The sequence below is a fragment of the Gemmatimonas groenlandica genome (genome assembly GCF_013004105.1).
In the GTDB taxonomy this organism is placed as follows: domain Bacteria; phylum Gemmatimonadota; class Gemmatimonadetes; order Gemmatimonadales; family Gemmatimonadaceae; genus Gemmatimonas; species Gemmatimonas groenlandica.
Genome location: NZ_CP053085.1, coordinates 576,520 through 599,474 on the forward strand (window position 1 = coordinate 576,520; position 22,955 = coordinate 599,474).

Sequence of the window (22,955 nt, forward strand, 5' to 3'; positions counted from 1 at the left end):
CTAGCGTTCATCGGGGAGGGAAGCGGACGTCAATTCAGCGGTCACGCTATCGGTGAAGGCCACGATGCGCGCGTCGGTCACGTCGCAGCCGAAATGCGTACGCCACTTGCGCACCGACCGCGTGAGACGGGCGACGTTGGCGCGCATGGTTTCGTCCGGCGAACGCGCTGGGTCCCAGCGGACGACATCCACGTCGATGATCAGCGCCTCGGTGCCATCGGCGGTGGGGCGCAGCAGAATGTTCTTGACGTTGAGATCCGGATGTATCACACCATGGCTGGCCAACTGCACGAGCAGCCGCTGCGTGGACGCCAACGCCGTCTCGCAGTCCACGAAGGGGGCGAGTCCGGCGAGCACCATGCCGAGATCGGCGGCGTCGGCGACCAAGCGCGTCACGACGTCCACATGACAGAGCCCGAACGACGCGGGATAGCGCGCAAAGCCGAGCACCTCGGTGGTCGGAATGCCGGCAGCAAGTAACGCAGCCGACCGCTCCATCTCCACCGGGGCGCGAGTCGGGCGCCGAAAGCGGTCGGCGGTAAGCGGCGCGAGCAGGCCACCGTGCCAGCCGTGACGCACAACCACGGGAATGCCGCACGCGGGAAGCGTGGCCACGTACACCGGCGCACGACCGCGCATGGCGCGCGGCTGCGGCTGTTCGGCCGCCCAATCGTACAGCGTGTCGTGTTCGCGTACGATGGCCACCAGATCCTCGACCACGGCGGGCGTACCCGTTACATCGGCGCTGCCGACCGCTCGGGTGCGTGGCGCCTGACTCATGACGCCGACCAGGTGGACAACACCTGCCAGACATCCGGCGGTGCACCGTGCTGTCGCGCCACGGCGAGTTCGCTGCGGGACGCGCAGCAGGACGGGTCGGTGAGCGCGTTGCGCACCGCATCACTGACCAGAATCTCCCCGCCAGCGGCCAGACTGCAGAGTCGGTTGGCCACATTCACCGTATCACCGATGAGAGTGAACTCGAGGCGCCGCGGTGATCCGATGTTGCCGACGAACGCGTCGCCAGAGTGAATGCCGACGCCAACGCTGAGCAGCGGTCGGCCCTCGGCCGCCCACCGCGCGTTCAGCGAGTCGAGGGCCAGTTGCATGTCGAGCGCTGCGGCGACGGCGCGGCCGGCATCGTGCTCGCCAGCCTCCGGCACGCCCCAATACGCCATGATGGCATCGCCGATGAACTTGTCGAGCGCGCCCTCGTGCCGGAACACGCAGTCGACCATCGCGCCGAAGTACTCGTTTAGCTGGGCGGCCATCTGGGTTGGCGGCAGCGACTCCGCGATCGATGTGAATCCACGGATGTCGCTGAACAGCACGACCACGTGCTGTCGTGTTCCACCGGGGACCACGCGGCCGGTGCTGTCGGCGATGCGAAGCGCGATCTGCGGTGCGAAGTAGCGCTCGAAGTTCGCGCGCACGCGAGCGGCCTGCTGCAGCCGTGCCGTCGACGCTTCGCGCTCGACAGCGGCCGAGGCGATGCCGGCGAACGCGACGAGGAACGCGAGATCTTCATCGGTGAAGACATCGGTTTCCCGCAGATGATCCACGTACAACACGCCGAGCGTAGTCTGCTGCTCACCGATCAGCGGAGCGGCCATGGCCGACTGCACGGACTGCTGTAGGACCGATGCGCCGGCCGTGCGCGCGTCCGAGCCGGCATCGTTGGTGAGCAGCGCGACCTGCCGTTCGGCCACACCGTTGGCGATCGCTCGCGGCACCGGCCGCGGAATGTTGCCTCGACGATCGCGTGACACCCGCGTCTGCAGCGCGCCGTCGCTGTCGCGTAGGAGAATGGCCACGCGGTCGGCGTCGAAGCTGCGAAACAGATCGCCGGCCAGCGCCTCGAGTAGCGCGTCGAGGTCGGTCGAGCCCCCGAGGTGCTGTGCGATCCCGACGAGTTGCGCGAGACGCGCCGCGGCCTGTCCGTGGCCGGCGGTGACGTGGGCCACGTCGGCCAGCGACTGCTCGCGAGACGGCACCCGGCGCTCGAACAGCACGGTTGAGCTGCCGTCGAACGCCGGCACCGGCGAGGCCGACGGCGACCGCGACGCCGATGGCGATGGCGATGGCGACGCCGATAGTGACAGTGCGGGCGGTCGTGCGCCCAGCGGGTCTTCGTGCAGCAGCGTGAACGCAACGGTACCGAACGCCACCGTGTCACCCGGCATCACGGTCGCGCGCTGTACACGAGCGCCGTTGACCCACGTGCCATTGCGGGACTTCAGGTCCTCCACCTCGAGCGTGCCCGATTCCGATACCCGAAGTTCAGCGTGACGTCGCGACACCGCCGGATCGAGAATGGGCAGCGTGCACGACAGCTCGCGACCCGCGACAAAGCCGGTGCGTCCGGTGAGCGGGAAGCGCCGGTCGCCCGAAGCCGAGACGAGCACGAGTGACATCGATTCCTACGACGCGGTGTCTGACGACGCGGCGCGAGCGCGGCCGATGGCGGTGAGCAAGGCGCGCGCCTTGTTCTCCGTTTCCGCCCACTCGCTCTCCGGCACCGAATCGTGCACGATGCCAGCGCCCGCCTGCACCGAGGCCACGCCGTCGGCGATGACGCAGGTACGGATCGTGATTGCCAAGTCCATGCGCGTATCGCCGGCCCCGATGAATCCGATCGCGCCGGCATAGGCCCCGCGACGCTCGGGCTCGAGCTCGTCAATGATCTCCATCGCGCGCACCTTCGGTGCGCCCGTCATCGTGCCAGCGGGGAACACGGCGCGGAACGCATCGAGCGCGCTCGAGCCATCGGCCAGTTCGCCTTCCACCTGACTCACGATGTGGAACACGTGCGAGTAGCGCTCGACGGTCATGAGGTCGGTGACGCGCACGGTGCCATAGCGGGCGAGACGGCCCACGTCGTTGCGGCCGAGATCGACCAGCATTACATGCTCGGCGCGCTCCTTCTCGTCAGCCAGCAGTTCGGCGGCGAGGGCCGCATCCTCTTCGGCTGTCTTGCCGCGTGGACGCGTGCCGGCGATCGGACGTACCGTGAGCGTGCCGTCGGCCACACGCACCAATAGTTCCGGTGAGCTGCCCACGAGTTCCATGCCGTCGAGCATGAGGTGATACATGTACGGCGACGGATTGAGGGCTCGCAGCGCGCGATACAGCGTGGTGGTATCGAAGTCGAGGGGCACCGACATGCGCCGGGCCAGCAACGCCTGAAACACATCGCCCGACAGGATGTACTCCTTGATGCGCCCCACGTCGCGAATGAAATCCTCGCGCGCGTAGTTCGACTGCGCGACGGCGGCCGGTGCCGATTCGTTGAGCGTGAGCGGCGGCAGCACATCCGGCCCCTGCAAGCGGGCGATCGTATCGGCCAGCGTATGCACGGCGTCCGCATGCAGCGCATCGAGCGCGGCGTCGGAGACGACGGCCGGCACGGGCACGGACACGATCACGCGGGCCTGCCCGCGCCAGTTGTCGATCACGACCAGCGCTTTCGTAAACACGAAGCAGGCGTCGGGATAGTTCAGCGCGCGCGGCGGCGAGTTCGGCAGCTTCTCGATGTGCCGCACCACGTCGTACGCGAAAAAGCCGATCGCACCGCTCCAGAGGGCGCCGAGTTCCGGGGCCGGCACCGGTCGCATGTCCCGCACGATATCGCGCAGGTCGGCGATCGGATCGGTCGGGGTACGCGCGCCATGCCATCCCTGCGCGTCGTTCCAGTCCTCGACGACCCCGTCGCGTAGGCGCCAGGCACCGCGCGGCTCGGTGCCGAGGTAGGTGTAGCGCGCCCACGACTCACCTCCGGCCGGCGCCGACTCGAGGAGGAAGGCGAACGGTCCACGGCGAAGTTTGGCGAACGCCGAAACGGGCGTGCAGAGATCGAGCAGGCAGTCGCTCCACACGGGGACGAGTCCACCGGTGGCGCGGCACTGCATCGCACGAGCGCGGAAATCATCGAGAGCTGTCATCACGGGGAAGTTCGCCGCCGCGCTCGCTGCAGGGCAAGCGACCGGGTAGCATTGGTTATGAACCCTTCAAGTTCCGCACGGTCCGTCATCCCGACCGCTGACGTACAAATCGTGGCTGGTGTGGTCGATGTCGTTGTCCTCGCCCCGGCTCCCCACGGCCGCCGCGACCGCTGGCGGGTGCTCACCCTTCGCCGGGCGGCCGGCGTGCGCTGTACGGGCGCCTGGGAGCTTGTACACGGCAGTATCGAGCCGGGCGAGCTGCCGGCCGCCGCGGCGCGCCGGGAAGTCCTGGAGGAAACCGGCATGGTGGTCCAGCGGCTGTACACGCTCGCCGTGAACCCATTCTACCTGACGCCGCGCAACACGATCCAGATGGCCGTCGTTTTCGCCGCCGTCGTGGAGCACGCCAGCGTGGTGATGCTGAGCAACGAACACGATACCACGGCCTGGCGCACGCCCACCGCGGCCATCAAGCACCTCGCCTGGCCGCGCGAACACGAAGCCGTGCGCTACGCGATGCATCTGCTGCGCGATGGCGATGCCGGTGCTGTAGAAGACGTGCTGCGTGTTCCCGACGCCTGACGCCTGACGCCGCGCCGCAGTTGCAGGTCAGGCGGGCGGCTTCGGTGCGGCCGCGGCGCGCGAGCGCACCAGCGACCGTTCGCGCTCGATGCGCTGGATGACGCGGTTCCAATCGGTCACACTGGGCGTGCTCTCCATGAGCGCCGAGATCGGTTGATTCACGTCGATCTGCCCGTCGAAAATCAGCAGCGCCGACTGCACTTCACGCTGTTTCAGGCGGTACTCGCCGAAGCCCGGCGTGATCGGCAGCATGTCGAGCGGACGAAAATCACGCCCCGTGTTGTTGATGATGAACTCCTGCGGCGAGAAGCGCGTTTCGCCCTGTTCCTGTGCAAAAAAGCTCACGTACCAGATCGAGTAGCTCGGCAGCCGGTTCCGCTCCTTCACTGCGAGCAGGTCGCGATCCTTGCTGGTCACGAGCTCACGCAGCGACCGGTACGAGTCGGGAGACAGCAGCCGGATGATCCGCTCGTCGAGCGGGATGGCGCGCACTTGCAATCCGTTTGCCGGCGAGACTTTGAGCGCGATGTCGTCCTGACGCAGCGTGCCGAAGCCGGCGGGAATCCAGTTCGGATCGAGGGTGTCCCCCTGCGTGCCCGACTGACCGGCCGGCGGCATGACCGGCGGGACCTGCGCCACGATGGCGGACGTCGACGCGCAGGCGCCGACGACGCACACGAGCGCAGCCAACAGGGTGTGCTTCGCTGACAACATCACGTCGCCTCCGATTCAGACGGTTCGTCTGGCTGGTCCTCCGGAATCTTCCAGTCGGGCAGCGCCAGCAAGTCGATCAGTGCCGACGCCAGTTCATCGCGACCGAGGCCCGTGGTGGCACTGAACGGGACGATCTGATCGATGTCCAACCCGAGAAACTTCGAGAGCGTTTCGAGACGCGGCTTCACTTCGAGCTTGCGCAGCTTGTCAATCTTGGTCACCGCGAAGATCGTCGGCACTCCGAGATCGGCGAGGAAGTCGAGCATCGTGAGGTCGTCTTCGGTGGGATCATGGCGCACGTCGAGCAGTTGCACCACGCCCCGCAACAACGGGCTGTCCTTCAGATACCCTTCGATCAGCGGGCGCCACTCCGCCTTGCGCGCCTTCGAGATCTTCGCGTAGCCGTACCCCGGAAGGTCGGCCAGGCAGAACAACTTGTTCACGTTGAAGAAGTGAATCTCGCGCGTACGCCCCGGCGTGTTACTGACACGCGCAAATGATTTGCGACGCATGAGCCGATTGAGCAGCGACGACTTGCCCACGTTGGAGCGGCCGGCGAAGGCGATCTCCGGCAAGTCGGGGTCGGGACGCCATCCACCTTGCTTCGCCATCGGCCCGAGATACTCCAGGCTCTTGATGACCAACGGGTCGATGCGCGGCGCGACGACCGGCGTGCCGGCGTCGGCGACCAGGGGAGACGAATCGCTCACGTGGGGCGCTCCATCTCGGAATCGATCACCATCGCATCACTCACTTCGGGCAGGGGAGAACGCAGCGCCAACGCGAGCACTTCATCCATCGTGCGCACGGGATGCCACGTCACTTCGTTCCGGACATCTTCGGGCAGCTCCGCCAGATCCTTGGCGTTGCCCTGCGGCACGATCACATGCGAGATGTGATGACGGTGCGCAGCCACGCCCTTTTCACGTACGCCGCCAATAGGCAACACACGGCCCCGCAACGTGATCTCGCCCGTCATCGCCACGTCTCCACGCACGGGGATGCCCGTGAGTGCGCTGGTGAGTGCGGTGGCCAGCGCGATACCGGCCGACGGTCCGTCTTTCGGGGTCGCGCCGGCAGGCAAATGCACGTGAATATCGCGCGTGCGATGGAAGTCGGCTGGCAGCCCCATCGCATGCGCACGCGAGCGCACGTAGCTGAGCGCGGCGGCCGCTGATTCCTTGATCACATCCCCGAGCGTACCGGTGAGTTGCAAGCGTCCGCGTCCGGGCACGACACTCACTTCGATCTCGAGCAATTCGCCACCCACATGCGTGTAGGCGAGTCCCGACGCCACACCCACCTGATCGCGGAGGCCGCTCTCTTGTTCATCGTGCGGGGCTGGGCCCAGCATCGACGGCAGTTCGTCCTTGGTGATGACAACCTTCGCCTCCGGCGCGAGGGACCGGCGCGCGAGCTTTCGCGACAAGCGCGCGATGCGACGGTCGAGATCGCGTACACCGGCTTCACGCGTCCATCCACGGATCAGCGCCGAAAGCACGTTCGGTTCGAGCGTGACCTGTTCCGGCGGAATGCCATGCGCCGCCAACTGGCGCGGCAACAGGAAGCGACGGGCGATCGTGATCTTTTCCGGCTCGAGGTAGCCCGGCAACCGGATGATCTCCATGCGATCGCGCAGCGCCTCGGGAATCGACGCCAGCGAGTTGGCCGTCGTCAGGAACAGCACCTGCGACAGATCGTAGTCGACTTCGAGGAAATGATCGTTGAACGCGTGATGCTGTTCTGGATCGAGGACCTCGAGCAGCGCGGCCGCCGGATCACCGCGCCAGTCGCTGCCGAGCTTGTCGACTTCGTCGAGCAGAATAACCGGGTTGATCGTTTCCGCGCGCCGCATCGCCTGAATGATACGACCGGGCAGGGCGCCGATGTACGTGCGTCGGTGACCGCGAATTTCCGCTTCGTCGCGTACACCGCCGAGCGCCATACGCACGAACTTGCGGCCGAGCGCATGCGCGATGGATTTGCCGAGTGATGTCTTGCCGACGCCGGGCGGACCGACCAGGCAGAGAATAGGGCCGGGCAGGTGACCGACGCGGCCAAGCACCGCGATGTAATCGAGGATGCGTTCCTTCACTTCCTCGAGGCCGTAATGATCGGCTTCGAGCACCGAGCGCGCGTGATCGAGATCGATGGTGTCGTCGGAGCGTGCGGTCCACGGCAGATTGAGCGCCCAGTCGAGCCAACCACGGGTCACCGTGGCATCGGGCGACATGGGCGAGCTGCGCTTGAGCTTTCGCAGTTCACGATGCGCCCGCGTGGCCACGGCCAGCGGCAATCCGCGCTCGACGACCTGCGTGGAGAGGTCCTCGAACTCATCGCCGTCTTCCTGCCCGAGTTCCTTGTGAATCGCGCGCAGCTGCTCCTGCAGGTAGAACTCGCGCTGATTCTGAAAGAGCGATCCGCGCACCTGTTCATCGAGCTTCTTCTCGAGCTTGAGTAGCTCGAGTTCGCTGCCAAGCACCGTGACGAGCTGGGACGCCAGCTCGGCCAGCGTGGGCGCCTCGAGCAGGCGCTGCCGCTGTTCGATGGGCACCTGCAAATGGGCGGCGATGCCGAAGGCAATGCGCTGTTCATCGTCGAGCGCCTGCAGCAGCCCGACGACCTCGGGAGGCAGACGCCGCTGGAGGCTGGCGTACTCCTCGAACATGGTGAGCGCGTGCCGCAGCGTGGCGTGCGCCTGGTCGCGCGGAACCGATTTCGCGCTGATCGGGCGTAACGGCAACGGCGTGACGCGCGCCTCGAGCAAGGCACTGCTGCGCGAGGACGTGTAGCGCTGCACGCTCACCCGAGAGACCGCTTCTACCAGAATCTTGGTGGTACCGCCAGCGAGCCGCGTGACCTGCTGCAAGCGCGCGAGCACGCCCACGCGGTGCAAGTCGGACGAGCCGGGCGCCTGCACGTCGGCGTCACGCTGCGTGACAAGCAGCAGCTCTTGCGTGCCGTCGGTCGCCGCGCTGACGGCGGCCAGCGATCCCTCGCGTCCGATCAGGAGGGGCATGGCGACGTGGGGGAACAACACTACGTCGCGAAGTGGAAGGACCGGCAGCCGTAGGCTGCCGGTCCTTGAAGTGCGGTTCGTGCTCAGGCTTCCTTCTTCTGCCGCTTAGGCGCGATTTCGAGGAGCGGTGGACCGCCGTGCAAGACGGAGGCTTCCGTGACGCGAACTTCGACCACGTCATCCCGGGTGGGAAGGTCGAACATCGTGTCCTGTAGGGTTTCTTCAAGAATGGCGCGCAGACCGCGCGCACCAGTGCCACGACGCAGCGCCTTGCTGGCGACGGCGCGAAGGGCAGACTCTTCGAAGGTGATCTTCACGTCCTCGAGTCCGAAGAGACGCTGGTACTGCTTCGTGAGCGCGTTCTTCGGTTCCTTGAGGATCTGGACGAGCGAATCTTCGTCGAGCGCTTCGAGGGGCACGCACACCGGCAAGCGGCCCACGAGTTCGGGGATGATACCGAAGCGGAGCAGATCATCGGGCTCGACTTCCGCGAACGGGGTCTTCGGGGTGGTCTGCTTGATCGAGACCACCTTGCCGTCGCCCTTCTTGGTGTCGAAGCCAAGCTGGCGGCGTCCGGTGCGGGCCTCGATGATCTTCTCGAGACCGTCGAACGCGCCACCGCAAATGAACAGGATATCCTTGGTGTTGATCTGGATGTATTCCTGCTGCGGATGCTTGCGGCCACCCTGCGGCGGAACGCTGGCGACGGTGCCTTCGAGAATCTTGAGGAGCGCCTGCTGCACGCCCTCGCCCGACACGTCACGCGTGATGCTGGGGTTTTCCGACTTGCGCGCGATCTTGTCGATTTCGTCGATGTAGACGATGCCGCGCTCGCACTCGGCGACGTTGAAGTCGCCGGCCTGCAGCAGCCGCACCAGAATGTTCTCGACGTCCTCACCGACGTAGCCCGCTTCCGTGAGGGTCGTGGCGTCGGCGATCGTGAACGGCACATCGAGGATGCGGGCAAGCGTCTGCGCGAGCAGCGTCTTGCCGGTGCCGGTCGGACCGATAAGCAGGATGTTCGACTTGTCGAGCTCGACGTCGTCCTCACGGGCGTTGCCGGCCGCGTTGATGCGCTTGTAGTGGTTGTACACCGCTACGGCGAGCGCCTTCTTCGCGTTCTCCTGCCCGATCACGTACTGATCGAGGATGTTCTTGATCTCCCGGGGCGTCGGCACCTGGGTGATTGCTTCGGCCACTTCCCGTTCCTCGTCCTCGGCCAGGATCTCATTGCAGAGTGCGATGCACTCGTTGCAGATGTAGACCGACGGGCCCGAAATGAACTTTCGGACGGCGTCCTTGGACTTGCCGCAGAATGAGCAGCGGAGATGCTTGTCGTGGGACATGTCGGTCCGGAACGGTGGGCAATCGATGACGGCGCGTGGCGAGACAAGCCACCTACCTACATACAGTTAACTCGCTTGGGCACGCAGGGTCAAGCGAAGCGGGCCGTCTTCCGGTGGGAAGCCGGGGAAAATCCTCCGTGATGAGTGTCGGCAGGAGGGGCAAAAAGCTGCGCCCGGCGACCGCATTTTATCGGGGACTTCATGCTGGCGTGACCGACACGGGTATCGTACCGTAACTCATACCCGGCAGAGGCCGGAAAGAGGCGTGGTCCCGCGAACCCGGGCGGTCTTCCCGAGGGAGAAGTGGTAAGGCATGTGGCCGTTCAAATGGTTCCTGTTCGTGCACGTCACCACCGGCGCCGTCGGGCTGGTGCTGTTCTGGATCCCCGTGTTCGGCAAGAAAGGGGGGCAGAACCACAAAAAATTCGGCGCGGTATACGCTTACCTGATGTTCGTGACGGCGACCATGGCGCTCGGCATGGGGACGAACACCATCCTGGCCCCAGTGGCCACTCATAGTCACCTCACCGATTGGCCTCCCGCCCGCATTCAGGGGATCTTCGGCTGGATGATGCTGTATCTGGCGATCCTGACGATCAGCTTGGTCTGGCACGGACTGGTCACGGTGCGCAACAAGAAGCAGCACCTGGAGAATCGCCGGTGGCCCAACGTGGGACTCAATCTGCTGGTGATCGCCGCCGCGCTCCTCTGTGCGTACCGCGGCTGGCTGATCAATGAAGTGCTAATGATGGGCATCGCCGTGGTGGGGGTGGCCTCGGGCCTCACCAACCTGTGGTTCATCTACACGCCGACCCCCTCACGCATCGCGTACCAGCTCGAGCACGTGAAGGCGATCGTGGGCTCGGGGATCTCCGTGTACACCGCCTTCATGGCCTTCGGGTTCGTACGCCTGATGCCGCACAATGCGCTCAATCCGAAGATGTGGTCGATTCCGTTGGTGGTCGGTCTGGCCATCATCATCTACCACCAGATGCGCATTCGACTTGCACAGCGCCGGCCGGCGCGGATGACCACTCAGGGTGCCTGACGCGACGCTGTCCCCGCTGTATCGTCCGCCGGCGCCGGTACCTCGCGCGCCCGTGACGTCGCTTCTGCGGCTGCTGTGGCGCCGACAGAAGGATTTACTCAGCCTGCTCCCCGATCTCGCCTACCGCGAGATGGTCACGCCACTGGGCTCGTCGCGCCGCGGCATCCTGCTGATCAACGACCCGGTGTGGGTGAGCAAGATTCTCACCGATCACGATCTCTTTCCGAAGAACGATCTGTTCGTGGAAGCGCTCGAGGATCTGGTGGGCAATTCCATGTTCGTCACCAGCGGCGACACGTGGCGACGGCAGCGGAAAATGGTCGATCCGGCGTTCTCGCACATGCGGATCAACCGCGCCTTCGATTTCATGGCGGCCGCGGTGCACGACTTCGAGACGCGCCTGCGCGCCCTCTCGGCCTCGGGCGACACGTTCTCGCTCGACGCCGCGATGAGCCATCTCACCGCCGATGTGATCACGCGAACGATCTTCTCGGTACCGCTCGAGGGTGAGGCGTCGCAGCAGGTCTTCGACGACTTCATGCGCTTCGAGCGGCAGGTCGGCAGCATCGACATCAAACGGTTGCTGCTCGACAAGCCGTGGTCGCCGACGACGCAGCCGCAGCCGGTGCGCGACGCCTGCGCGCGCATCCGCCAGCATCTCGGCACGATGCTCGACACGCGCATGGCAACCGAGGGACTCGACGACATCGCCGGTGCCGTACTCGACGCCCGCGACACCGACACCGGCCAGCCGTTCACACGCGAGGAGCTGATCGATCAGCTGGGCGTGTTCTTCCTGGCCGGACACGAAACCACGGCCAGCTCGCTCACGTGGGCGTTCTACATCCTGTCCGTACGCCCCGACGTGGTGGCGCGGATGCGTGAGGAAGTAGAGCGCGTGGTGGGCGACGGGCCGGTGTTGTTGGAGCACACCAAGCGGTTGCCGTACGTGCGCAATTTCTTCCGCGAAGTGCTGCGGTTGTATCCACCGATCACGTTCCTGCCGCGCGTGGCGGCGCGGGACACTGAGATCGCCGGCCGTCGCGTGAAGCGCGGCACGATGTTGATGATCGCGCCGTGGAGCATGCACCGACATCAGAAGATGTGGGTGAACCCCGATCGCTTCGATCCGGACCGGTTCCTGCCCGAGCGCGAACACGAGATGACGCCGGGCGCCTACATCCCCTTTGGCGCGGGGCCACGCATCTGCGTCGGTGCCGCCTTCGCCACGATCGAGACGGCGTTGATCCTGGCGACGCTCGTGCGCGGCTTCGATTTCACGACGCTCGATGCGGAGAGCGTGCGGCCATTTGCGCGGCTCACGACTAGGCCGGCGGTGGAGATAGAGATGCGCGTGGCAGAAGTTCGGTAGCGGGAAAAATGAAAACTCCCTAGTGAGCAGGGGGGAGGGTTTCAGGAGGCAGGAAGCAGGTGAACCGCACGCGGTTCCTGCACCCTCCTTCCTGATACCCTCCCCCCTGCTCACTAGGGAGTTTGCTGTTCTCAGTCGCGACTTACTTCGCTACCGCCACCAACTCCGCCTGATGCTGAATCACGTTGTCGACGAGGCCATACACCTTGGCGTCTTCGGCGCTCATGAAACGGTCACGATCGGTATCGCGCTCGACCTGCTCCACCGGCTTGCCGGAGTGCTTGGCCATCAGCTCGTTCATTTTCGAGCGGAGATACAGAATCTCGCGCGCCTGAATTTCGATATCCGACGCCGAACCACCACCGCCATTCTGCGACGGCTGGTGGATCATGATGCGCGAGTGCGGCAACGCGCTGCGATGGCCGGCGGCGCCGGCGCAGAGCAGGAAGGCGCCCATGCTGGCGGCCATGCCCATGCACGTGGTGTGCACCGGCGCCTTGATGAACTGCATGGTGTCGTACATCGCCAGGCCGGCTGACACGCTGCCGCCCGGCGAGTTGATGTACAGATGGATCGGCTTCTCGGGGTTATCGGCCTCGAGGAACAGCATCTGCGCGATGATGATGTTCGCGACGTCGTCGTTGATCGGCGACCCCAGGAACACGATGCGGTCCATCAACAGACGCGAGAAGATGTCATACGTGCGCTCGCCACGGCTTGAGCGCTCGATGATGTACGGCATGTAAATCGATGCCATGCTACGACTCTCCTGAAACGGTTGGTCGGGCGGTGTATCGAACGGGGATCGTGTGATTACGCCGTCGTGACCGGATTCTTCTCGAGCAGCCAGCCGAAGACGCGGTCTTCGGTGAGCTCACGCTCGATCTCCTGCAAACGACCCGACTTCTGCAGCTGCGCGTACACCTGGCCAGGATCCACGTTCCGGGCCTTCGCGAGCTCCTCGATGCGGGCATCCACGGCCGATGCGCTCGCGGTGAGCGACTCACGTTCGGCGATCGTGTCGATGATCAGATCGCGACGGACCTGACGCTCGGCCATCGGAATGAATTCCTGCGTGAAGCGCTGCTTCTCGGCCTCGGGCACGCCGTACATCTGCATGTAGCCGTCGACCAGCTGCATCACCCACGCCTTCGGCACGTCGAACGGATTGGCCTCGACGATCTGGTCGATGATCTGTCCACGCACTTCCGCATCGGCCTCGCGCTTCGAGTGCTCGCCCATGTCGGTGCGCACGGCGTCGCGCAGGATCTGCACCGTATCGAAGTCGCCGAGCTCACGCGCGAACGCGTCATCGAGCGCCGGAAGCGACTTGCGCTTCACATCGGTGAGCACGACGCGCACAAGCTTCGTGCTGCCACGCTGCGATTCGTCGGGGAAGTCTTCGGGCCAACGCACCTGACGCTCGGTGGTGCCGCCGGGGGCGGTTTCCATGATGAGCTCTTCGATGCCGGCGATCGCCTGTCCGCCGCCGAGCACGAGACGATACTCCTTGCCTTCAGGCAGGGAGCCATCAGCATCGGCCGTCGAGAGCATCACCGTGACCATGTCACCGGGGGCCGGCTTGTCTTCGACCGGCGCCCAATCCGCCTTCTGCTCGCGAATCTTCTCGATCTGCTCTTCGATCAGGTCGTCGGTCACGATCGAGTCGCGACGGGTGACCGTGAAGCCTTCGAGTTTCTCGAGCGCGAGTTCAGGGCGCACTTCGCAGTGCAGTTCGAACTCGAGCGGCTGGCCGGGTTCAGCCTTGAGATCATGCACATGCGGCTGCGCGGCGAGCTTGAGCCCTTCGCGTTCGACGGCTTCACGGAAGGCGTCGTTCATCGCGAGCTCAATCGCTTCCTGCCGGACTTCAGCAGCGTAGCGCTTGCGCACCATCGCGGCCGGAGCCTTGCCGGGGCGGAAGCCGGGGATGCGGGCTTGCGTCGCGTACTTGCGCGCCGCCTTTTCTTCGTAGGACGCGACGGTGTCAGCCGGCACCGAAATCTGCATCCGGCGCGAGACTCCCGCGCTCTCGGTCGGGGTAATGGTGATGGTCATGCAGCGGAATCTAAGTGAGGCAGGGAGTCTGGGTGAACTGCGAAAACAGGGCCGCCGTCGGGAAAAGTCCGAACGGCCGCCCTGCCATCGGGGGAGGAAGCCAGCGGTGAAATAGCCGCCGGCCCATGTGGGTCAGCGCAGCGACAGCTCAGGGGCCGGAGCTAAGGCGCGGGCGGGCGCCCCGCCGATGAGCTCCGCGACGATCTTGCCGCTGGAGATCACGCCGGGAATTCCTGCGCCAGGATGGGTACCGGCGCCGCAAAAATATAGGTTCGGGATGTCCTGGCTCACGTTGTGCGGCCGCATGTAGGCTGACTGCGTAAGCACCGGTTCGGGGCCGAAGGCACTGCCCAGATAGCTGTTCAGGTTCGTCTCGAAGTACCGCGGGTCGATCCGGCGTTCGCTCACGATGTGTTTGCTGAGCTCAGGCATATAGCGCTCTTCGAGATATCCCATGATGCGGTCGCGGTAGCGATCGCCCACGGCGGCCCAGTCGACGTCACCGCCCAGGTGCGGCACCGGCGAGAGCACGTACCAGCAGTCGTGTCCTGGCGGCGCCAGCGATGGATCCGTGGCGGTGGGGCGGTGCAGGTACAACGAGAAATCGTCGGCCAGGATCTTCTTCTCGAAAATGTCCTCGAGCAGCGCCTTGTAGCGCGGGCCCATGATGATCTCATGGTGCGCGATGTCTTCGTACTTCCGGTCTGTGCCGAAGTAGATCACGAACAACGACATGGAGAAGCGCATGCGCTCGACCTTGGCATTGCTCATCGATGGGCGTACCTCGGGCGGCAGCAGCGTGCGATAGGCTTGTGCCACATCACCGTTGCAGACCACGGCATCCGCCTTGAACACTTCGCCGCTGACCAGCTTTACGCCGGTGGTGCGCTTACGCGCCGCGTCGACGGTGATCTCCTTGACTTCGCTTTCGAAGCGGATCGTGCCACCGAGATCTTCGAAGGCCTGCACCAAGGCGCGCACCAGCGCGCCGGTGCCCCCCATCGCGAACAGCACGCCCCACTGCTGCTCCAACTTGTGGATCAGCGCGTACATCGACGACGTCTTGTACGGGTTGCCACCCACGAGCAGCGGATGAAAGGAGAACACCTGACGCAGGCGCTCGTCCTTGAGATACTTGTCGGCGAGGGCAGCCACCGAAATATCGGAACGGGTGCGGATCAGGTCGGGCAGCATCTTGATCATCGAGCCCGCCGTCAGGAACGGCTTGTCGATGAGCGGCATGCCGACGTTGAAAATTTCCCACGCCTTTTCACGGAACTTCAGATAACCGGCGACGTCGTCGGGGTTGAATTCACCGACCTGACGGACGATCGCATCACGGTCGCCGTTGTAGTGGAAGACCGAGCCGTCCTCGAACCGGATGTTATAAAACGGATCGAGCAGGACGAGCTTGATGTAGTCTTCGGTTTTCCGGCCGGTCAGCGCGAACAGCTCGTCGATGAGCCACGGCGCGGTGATGATCGTCGGGCCGGCATCGAACGTGAAGCCATCCTGTTCGAAGACGTATCCGCGGCCGCCGGCCTTGTCGAGCTTCTCGACAATCGTGACGTCGTGGCCCTGTGCCTGCAGGCGAATGGCTGCGGCGAGTCCGCCGAAGCCGCTGCCGATGACAACAATGCGCATGAACGGAGGTGCTGAAGAAAGCGGGGAGCGCCGCTCCGCCGCGACGTTCAGCGACGAAGGAGCACAGTAATGTGCCAGAGATGGATCACGAGCGCCGCCAGCATCGCCAACGCAAATCCCTCTGGAGACGGTTCCGGGCGGCGATGAAAGATCATTGCCGCGACCAGCGACCCGCCGGCCCCGAGAAACGAGACGATGCGCGCGGTGTTCGGCGAGCCCAACGGTGATGACGGATTTCGACGCTGCCAGACGTACAGCACCGCCGCCTCGATCACGATGAGGACGAGAATGCCGATGGGCAGCGCGTCAGAATCGAAGATCGGGATGAGTCGGTCCATCACACCATTCATGAGGCTAACGCACTGGCCGGTACGGCGGTGCCCACTCGCCGGTCGTCCCTACCCGCCATCAGCGGCCCGAGACCGCGACGCGACCGACCGGCGCCGTCCCGGTGATGCCGAGGGGCTGCGGGTCGTTGCGGAGCGCGGCCCACAGGGGAATCGCCATGGCGATCGTGCCAAGCACACCCGCCAGCACCATGTCCTGACGGAAGCAGATGGCCAACGGCAAGAGCCCGTTCAAGGCGTACAGCGTGATCGGCAAGCGATGCGGCGAGACCTTGGACACCCACGTCGTGGGCGGCACGATGGCGAGCATGACGCGCGCCACGATGATGCCGGTGAACAGCCAGCCGAGCCAGTTCGTGATCGGCATGCCAAAGAAAATGGGCTTGCCAATGAACTGCTCGAAGGCGGAGCGGTCGGCAAGGGAGCCCATCTGCCAGAACCAATGGTTGGTTTTCACCATCGCGGGGTCCATGGAGACGTCCCACGCCGTGAGCACGAGTCCGCCCATGAGCGCCCAGTACCATTTAGACGTGCTATCGTCCTTCGCGGGCAGAAAGCGTCCGCAGATCGCCAACGAGGCGACCAGCATGTAGAACCACGACGTCGGGATGTTGAAGGGCACTCGGCCAAACATCTTGTAGCCCAGCTGGCTCGTGTACTCGTACGCGCCAAACGGATAGTCGGTGACGGTGCCGGCATATTCCGAGATGAACGCCAGGCAGAACGACACGAGGAACACGAGCAGCGCCCGCCGGCTGCCGATGCAGTGCGCGAGGAACGCGAGGCCGGCGATGGCACCGAGGGTGACCGTGGTGGCACCGCCATAGGCGAAGCCCACGGCCATCACCTTCTGGTTCTGCGCGGTCTGCAGCCACTCGGGATACGGCGGCACGAGGAACGTGGCGAACGCGAACGCGGAAAACGCACTGAAGAACGCGTGCCCGAGCAAGGTGAGACCGGCAATCTTGAGCAGCGTGGACGGTGAGCTGTCCCGCAGGGTATCCCGAAGGTCGGTAGAAGCGGTCATACGAGGAGCTCCTCAGGCCAGGCGGATCAGGGAGTCGGCGTTGGAAGCCACGGCATTGGGTTCCCACACGATCCGGGGACCGTGACCCAACGCGGAGAGATCAGGCGCCGGCGCGCGATATCGCCAGGCATTCCAGAGGATCCCGACGCGCGCTAGACGACCAATGCGCGCGCGGGTCGAAATGGTGTCATAGTTTTGCGCTTCGATGGCCGTGAGAATCCCAGCATAGCCATTGGCGCAGGCCGCTGCGCACCGCTGGGCGTCGCCATCGAGCAACGCGATGCCCGGCATAGCAGCCACGTACAAGGCGCGGGCCCGACTGACTTCGTACGCCATCAGCGGCGCCCAGCCGGGATGGCGCGCGAGTTCCGGGCCTCGCGACAGCACGTCCTGCGGTGTCAGACCGAACCGCGCCATGTCGTCGGCCGGCAGGTAGCAACGGCCGCGCTGCGCGTCTTCCCCGACATCCCGCAGGATATTGGTGAGCTGCATGGCCGTGCCGAGCGTTCGGGCATACTGAATCGCCTGGGTGAGCATCGTCGGGCCCGCGGGGACGCCGAACACGTACGTGCACATCTCGCCGACGGAGCTGGCGACTCCCTCGCAGTACTGCTCGAGCTCAGGCCAGGTGGCGTAGGTATGCGCCTCGAGGTCTCGGCGCACGCCGTCGAGCAATTCGAACAGCGGGGCGGGTGACACCTCATACTCACGGGCCACCCAAGCGACTTCCCGGAACACCGGTCCGCTCGGTCGTCCGTCGAGGGCAGCCTGCAGCTCGTTCCGGTAGGCGTCGAGCTGGAGGGCCAGTTCGGACACGTTATCGTGGTCGGCCTGATCGACGAGGTCGTCGGCGATCCGGCAGAACGCGTAGAGCGCGTAGGCCGCACGACGCTTCGACGCCGGGAGCAGTTTGCTCGCCAGCGAGAAAGTACGCGCGTGGACCATCGTGATCCGGGCGCATTCGGACGCGTCGTCCAGAGACGCGTTCACGATCATGCTACCCTGGGCAGCATCGGCTGCGTTGAAGGACTCATGCCGGGACGGAAACTCATCAAAACGGTGGTCAGGCGGGATGACTTCAGCCGCGGTTCGGACAACGGGAGCAATGAACGAGCAGAACGTCCTCGCCTGCTGAACGCAGAAAACGACGAGAGGTTCCTGCGCGCTCCGCGATAATACGAAAGTTTTTGTACCGATGGGTCTACACAAGGTAAAGTGCGATCGATTCACGGGACTGTCAACCATTCTTTACAGCCAGAGTGTCAAGGATTCTTGACGGTTTCATGCCTTTCATGAAAACGGGCGCCGAGGAATTCCTCGGCGCCCGTTCCCGTTTCTCACCGCGAATGTCGACGGCTTACTTGCCGGCCATGTTCGGGTTGTTGTCACGCTCGGCGCGCGGCAGCGGGTAGCACGTCTGCGAACCCGTGTTGCCGTACCCCGGCTTGAAGTACGGCTGACCGGTGGCCGTCACCGTCGTGCCAACGGAGGCCGCCGAGCGACGGAAGTCTGCGAGCCGCTTGCCTTCGAGGTAGAACTCGAGGGCGCGCTGGTTGAACAGTTCCGTCTTGACGCTCGCCGCATCGGTCGCGCCAGCATACGCCGTCTGGCCGTTGGCCGTACGGCGTGCGTCGATGAGCGCGAGCTGTGTCGTCGTGTTAGCCGAGGCCTCGGCGGCGATATAATCCGCTTCGAGCTTCGAGGCGAGGCGAATGTTCGACGCATACCCCGTGAACTTCGCCTGCTGGTAGAACCCGCCCGGCACGGCGTCTTGACCGACGGCCGTGCCCGAACCCGGCGCCCGGAACGGCACGCGCGGATCTGTCTGGCGGTACCACGGCGCGACACTGATGGCGCCGCGATCGAAGCTGAACTGATACAGGCGGTTCGACAGGCGCGTACGGCTGTTGGCATCGTCCGTGTAGCGCATGTTGTATTCGAATCCAGCCGGCACGAGCGCCGCGTCGGCGGCGGCGCCGGCGTTGTCGCCCTTCTGCAGCTTCGCACGCGCACGGCCGACCAACGCCGCGTTCGACAGCGCAATGCCGTCGGCCGTGGCGTTGGCCTTACCTACGTCATAGCCACGCGTGAACCAGAACGCCGCCGAGTCGAGCAGTTGCGCGGTGGTGAGCTCCGGACCGGACGACAGCGACCCGGTGCAGAAATCGGTCGCCATCATCAGGATCGAAAAGCCGCGGAAGGTCGCGGCACGCGCGAGACTGATGTTGGTGGTGGGGGTCGGCAACGTGAGGTCGAGGACCGTCTTGGCCGAAGCCGTGGCCAACGAGACAGGCGCCCACACGTCCGTGTTCAGCGAGCCGTTCAGGTCGGAGACGGTGCGGAAACCGAACTCGTTACGCGTCGGGAAGGTATCCGACACGTTCACTTCGTTCGTGAAGTATCCGCTGTACATCGCGAGCCAGCCGAGCGCGGTGGCGAAGTTCTGCTGCGCGGATAGGGCGAGCGTCGCGGCGCCCGATGCGGGATCGACGGTCGCCGCGTCGATGACGTTCGGATTGGTGACGGTGAGAAACTGGTCGGAGCAGGCGACAGCGCCAAGCATCAGCGCCGAGCCGACTACCGTGCGCGAAACCGCGCGTGGGATCTTTTTCATGAGCAAGTCGCGGTTAGAAGGTGAGGTTGAACCGCAGAACGGTATTCCGCGGATTCGGCGTCGTCAGGAAGTCCTGGCGCGAGAACGCGTTGGTCTGCGAGTTGATCTCGGGGTCAGCCCCGGAGTAGTCACTCCAGAGCTTCACGTTCTGCACGGCGAACGTGAGCGACGCGCTTTGCACGCGGTTGCCAATGCGCTTCATCAGCGTCGACGGCAGCGTGTAGGTGGCGGACACTTCGCGGAGGCGGATGAAATCGCCCTTCTCGAGGTAAGAGTCGATCACGTCGTTCACGGTAGCGTTGTTGCCCTTGTTGGTCACGAACGCCGGCTGGCCGGAGGTTGGATTGCCGAATCGACGCAGGCGCTCCTCAGGGGACAACGCCGTCGGATCAAGACGCAGGTTGGAACGAACCAGCTGCGTTTCACGGAAGAACGCCGTGAAGTTCTGCACGAGGAAGTCACGCTTCGCGTCGAGCAGTGCTGACACCCGCAGGTTCTTGAACAGCGTGACCGTGTTGGTGAGGTTCCACTCCAACGTCGGGAACAGGTTACCCATCGGGGCCAGCGTATCGCTGACAATGACTTTGCCAGTGGCCAGGTCAACCGATTCGATCTTCTTGGACACGAACACACCAAGCTGCTGGCCGACAATCGTCCGGCCTGCGCCGCCTAGGTTGAACGGGAGCACCTTATCGGCGCCGTCGCCGAGGCTGGTCAACTCGTTGTGAAGTGTGTTGGCACCCGCGCGGATGTCCCAGCGCACGTTCTGCGTGTTGAGTGCGCTGATATTCAGGGCGAGCTCAAGTCCACTGTTCTCCACCGCGCCGATGTTCGCCAGCGGGTTCGAGGAAAAACCGAGCGACGGCGGAATCGGACGCGCGATGATCAGGTCCTTCGTCTGTTTCTTGAAGTACGTGAGCTCGGCCGACACGCGGTTGTCGAAGAACCCGGCGTCTAGACCGGCTTCGAACTCGCTGCCACGCTCCGGCTTGAGGTCGGCATTACCGGGGTTGCCCGGAATGGCACCCGCGCTCGTGGAGCCCGAGATGTTGAACGACGCGGCGGACAGCGTGGTGAGCGCGTCGCCCGGGTTGGGCGAGCGGCCCGTCGTGCCGTACGCAGCGCGCAGACGCATGGTGTTGAAGATGCCCGAAAGCGGCTCGAAGAAGCTTTCTTCGGAGATCGCCCAGCTACCACCGATCTTGGGCAGTACGAATGCCGGTGCCGTTGTACCGAAGGACGAGTTCTTGTCGACGCGGACACCGACCTGCACGAAGCGCTTGTTCTGGTTGCCGATCTGCAGCTGCGAGAGGTAGCCGAACTGACGCTGTTCGGTGAAGCCGCCGCCACCGGTGGTGGTCGCCGCTGACCCAACAGAGTTGTTCGCATTGGTCACGAAGCCGATACCGTTGGCCGTGAGCAGCGTGTTGCGCGTGGAGATTACCTGAAGGCCGAACGACAAGTTGGTTTCCCAATCTGCGCCGAGCTGCTTCCTCATGTTACCGAGGTAGTCGAACGTGTAGCGTTCGGCGCCACGTGCCGTCGAGGCGTTGCTGCCGCCGTCGGTCAGACCGCCATACCAGAGGCTGTCGTTCTTCGGGAAGAAGCTGCGCTGGTTGTCAGACGCGTAGTCCATGCCACCAGTGACGCGGTTCGTGAACCACGTGGTCGGCGCGTAGTTGGCCGTGATCGACGTGGTCACGCGCTTGGTGAGCAGACTGCGCTCGATCGCGTTGATCGCGTTGTAGTGGCGGTTGCTATACCAGCCGTCCTGCGTAAGCTGCCCCGTCGGCGAGTCATTACGCGTCAGGGGGCTGCCCAGGAGACCGCCGCCCAACCAGCCGAAGATGTTGTTGTCGTTGTCGGGCAGGTCGATCTTGCTCTGGACCAGCCCCAGTCCGACGTCGAAGTTGAGCTTCGAGTTCGCGACGTAGTTGACGTTCGTGCGTACGTTGTAACGATTGTACTTGTTGTTCGGCAACGTGCCTTCGGAGTTGTCCGAACCGTACGACAAGTTGAATCCGTAATTCTGGCCACCGCCACGCGCGCTGTAGTTGAACACGCGTGCGCTACCCTTCTGGAAGCCACCGACGCGGGCCAGCGGGTTGTCGTTGACCAGATCGCCAACGGTCTTGCCGCGGCAGAGCGGGTTGGTGCTGGTGGGCAGAATCAGGGCGGCCGTACACGCGCCGTAGTTGTCGGGCGGCGTGTAGCGCGCATCCGATGAGCCGGTCTCCAGGCGAAGCGTTTGCTGGAAGCTGTTGGAGCCTGCCCGACCCTTCTTGGTGATGATCTGGATCACGCCGGCGGACGCATCGGCGCCGTACAGCGTCGCGGCGGCCGGACCCTTCACCACCTCGATGCTCTCGATCTCTTCCGGGTTCAGATCGTTCATGCGGTCAAACTGCTGACCGGACTGCCCCGAGCCGATCTGGCCCTCGTTGATACGAACGCCGTCGATGAACAGCAGCGGCTGGTTCGACAGGTTGATCGATGACGCACCGCGGATGCGGATCTGCGTGGCCGTTCCCTTGGTTCCGGACTGCGAGCTCAGGGCAACGCCCGGCACGCGGGACTGCAGGAGGTTCGCCACGCTGGTGATGGGCGCATCCTTGATGATATCGGCGGCCGAGACGGAGGCGACGACAGCAGCCTGCGCCTTACGCTGCTGGTTACCGACAGTACCCGTCACGACAACTTCGGACAGGTTGATGACCGATTGGGTCATCTTGACATTCAGGCTGGCGGTCTGGCCGGCCACGACCGTCACGCTATCGCGCGATGCTTTGTAGCCAAGGCGGAATACGGAGATTCCCGTCCGACCAGGCTTCACGTTCGTGAGACGGTACTCGCCGTCCTTACTTGTCTGTGTCTCGAAGCTCGTGCCCGCAACGACGACGCGGGCGTCGGCTATAGGTTGCGCGGTGGCGGCATCAGTCACCCTGCCGCTGATCGTTCCGGTCTGTGCCAACAGGGCACGCGACGGGAGGGCGACCAGCAGAACGGCGGCGATGACCGCCAAGCGACCAATAATCGCTCGGTGAAACATCAAGTCTCCTTCCAAAATTAGGGATGGGCTGACGCGGGAACCTGCGCCAATGTCACTTTGCGGTAACGTGACGCGGTGAATCTCTCTCAGCTTTGAGGGATTTGCCACCCCGGCGGGGACGAATACTGCATTTTGTCTCATTTACTGTGCGTTTGGACCCACAGTCTTAAGTTTAGTCCACGTATTTAGGGACG

At 64.5% G+C, this 22,955-nt stretch carries 18 protein-coding genes; 3 read left to right on the forward strand and 15 right to left on the reverse strand.

The genetic code is table 11. The features are described from left to right. The 3 genes from HKW67_RS02385 to HKW67_RS02395 are packed head-to-tail and all read right to left on the reverse strand — an operon-like array spanning position 1 to position 3,941. A complete protein-coding gene (locus HKW67_RS02385; protein ID WP_171223878.1) occupies positions 1-780 on the reverse strand; it encodes a lipopolysaccharide kinase InaA family protein in 780 nt (259 codons plus the stop codon). Further along, on the reverse strand, positions 777-2,414 hold the full coding sequence (locus HKW67_RS02390) for an adenylate/guanylate cyclase domain-containing protein (protein WP_171223879.1): 1,638 nt from the start codon (positions 2,412-2,414) through the stop codon (positions 777-779). Before HKW67_RS02390 ends, HKW67_RS02385 begins: the two co-directional genes overlap by 4 nt. Before the next feature lie 6 nt (positions 2,415-2,420). Continuing rightward, a complete protein-coding gene (locus HKW67_RS02395; protein ID WP_171223880.1) occupies positions 2,421-3,941 on the reverse strand; it encodes an anthranilate synthase component I family protein in 1,521 nt (506 codons plus the stop codon). Positions 3,942-4,052: 111 nt separating this feature from the next. Between HKW67_RS02395 and HKW67_RS02400 the strand changes: the two genes are divergently transcribed. Further along, on the forward strand, positions 4,053-4,523 hold the full coding sequence (locus HKW67_RS02400; protein WP_171223881.1) for an NUDIX domain-containing protein: 471 nt from the start codon (positions 4,053-4,055) through the stop codon (positions 4,521-4,523). Positions 4,524-4,550: 27 nt separating this feature from the next. Here the strand turns inward: HKW67_RS02400 and HKW67_RS02405 are convergent, their stop codons facing one another. The 4 genes from HKW67_RS02405 to clpX are packed head-to-tail and all read right to left on the reverse strand — an operon-like array spanning position 4,551 to position 9,602. Then, positions 4,551-5,240, reverse strand: coding sequence for a hypothetical protein (locus HKW67_RS02405; protein WP_171223882.1), 690 nt, complete (start codon positions 5,238-5,240; stop codon positions 4,551-4,553). Further along, positions 5,237-5,947: a ribosome biogenesis GTP-binding protein YihA/YsxC gene (gene yihA / locus HKW67_RS02410; protein WP_206044576.1), complete on the reverse strand. Its 711-nt coding sequence runs from the start codon at positions 5,945-5,947 to the stop codon at positions 5,237-5,239. The genes HKW67_RS02405 and yihA overlap by 4 nt, the downstream gene beginning before the upstream one ends. Then, a complete protein-coding gene (gene lon / locus HKW67_RS02415) occupies positions 5,944-8,343 on the reverse strand; it encodes an endopeptidase La (protein ID WP_171227514.1) in 2,400 nt (799 codons plus the stop codon). The genes yihA and lon overlap by 4 nt, the downstream gene beginning before the upstream one ends. After that, on the reverse strand, positions 8,340-9,602 hold the full coding sequence (clpX, locus tag HKW67_RS02420; protein ID WP_171223883.1) for an ATP-dependent Clp protease ATP-binding subunit ClpX: 1,263 nt from the start codon (positions 9,600-9,602) through the stop codon (positions 8,340-8,342). The genes lon and clpX overlap by 4 nt, the downstream gene beginning before the upstream one ends. A 313-nt stretch (positions 9,603-9,915) precedes the next feature. On the opposite strand from clpX, the gene HKW67_RS02425 reads away from it, so the two are divergent. Together HKW67_RS02425 and HKW67_RS02430 are read left to right on the forward strand one after the other, a co-directional pair. Next, a complete protein-coding gene (locus HKW67_RS02425) occupies positions 9,916-10,650 on the forward strand; it encodes a hypothetical protein (RefSeq protein ID WP_171223884.1) in 735 nt (244 codons plus the stop codon). Positions 10,651-10,702: 52 nt separating this feature from the next. Beyond that, positions 10,703-12,022, forward strand: a complete 1,320-nt coding sequence (locus HKW67_RS02430) for a cytochrome P450 (RefSeq protein ID WP_206044577.1) — start codon at positions 10,703-10,705, stop codon at positions 12,020-12,022. Between the two features lie 142 nt (positions 12,023-12,164). Here HKW67_RS02430 and HKW67_RS02435 read toward each other — a convergent pair whose 3' ends face one another. The 8 genes from HKW67_RS02435 to HKW67_RS02470 all read right to left on the reverse strand — a co-directional run bounded on the left by HKW67_RS02435 (position 12,165) and on the right by HKW67_RS02470 (position 22,761). Then, entirely contained in the window at positions 12,165-12,779 is a 615-nt protein-coding gene (locus HKW67_RS02435) for an ATP-dependent Clp protease proteolytic subunit (protein ID WP_171223885.1), read from the reverse strand. A 56-nt stretch (positions 12,780-12,835) separates the two neighbouring features. Next, entirely contained in the window at positions 12,836-14,080 is a 1,245-nt protein-coding gene (gene tig / locus HKW67_RS02440) for a trigger factor (RefSeq protein WP_171223886.1), read from the reverse strand. A gap of 132 nt (positions 14,081-14,212) precedes the next feature. Next, positions 14,213-15,724, reverse strand: coding sequence for a phytoene desaturase (locus HKW67_RS02445; protein WP_171223887.1), 1,512 nt, complete (start codon positions 15,722-15,724; stop codon positions 14,213-14,215). Between the two features lie 47 nt (positions 15,725-15,771). Continuing rightward, positions 15,772-16,062, reverse strand: a complete 291-nt coding sequence (locus HKW67_RS02450; protein ID WP_171223888.1) for a hypothetical protein — start codon at positions 16,060-16,062, stop codon at positions 15,772-15,774. A 70-nt stretch (positions 16,063-16,132) separates the two neighbouring features. Then, positions 16,133-17,098, reverse strand: coding sequence for a carotenoid biosynthesis protein (locus HKW67_RS02455; protein ID WP_171223889.1), 966 nt, complete (start codon positions 17,096-17,098; stop codon positions 16,133-16,135). A 12-nt stretch (positions 17,099-17,110) separates the two neighbouring features. Then, positions 17,111-18,328: a phytoene/squalene synthase family protein gene (locus HKW67_RS02460; protein WP_171223890.1), complete on the reverse strand. Its 1,218-nt coding sequence runs from the start codon at positions 18,326-18,328 to the stop codon at positions 17,111-17,113. A gap of 127 nt (positions 18,329-18,455) precedes the next feature. Further along, complete coding sequence (locus tag HKW67_RS02465) at positions 18,456-19,712, reverse strand: RagB/SusD family nutrient uptake outer membrane protein (protein WP_171223891.1); 1,257 nt, start codon at positions 19,710-19,712, stop codon at positions 18,456-18,458. Positions 19,713-19,725: 13 nt separating this feature from the next. Further along, a complete protein-coding gene (locus tag HKW67_RS02470) occupies positions 19,726-22,761 on the reverse strand; it encodes a SusC/RagA family TonB-linked outer membrane protein (RefSeq protein ID WP_171223892.1) in 3,036 nt (1,011 codons plus the stop codon). Between the last annotated feature and the right edge of the window lie 194 nt (positions 22,762-22,955).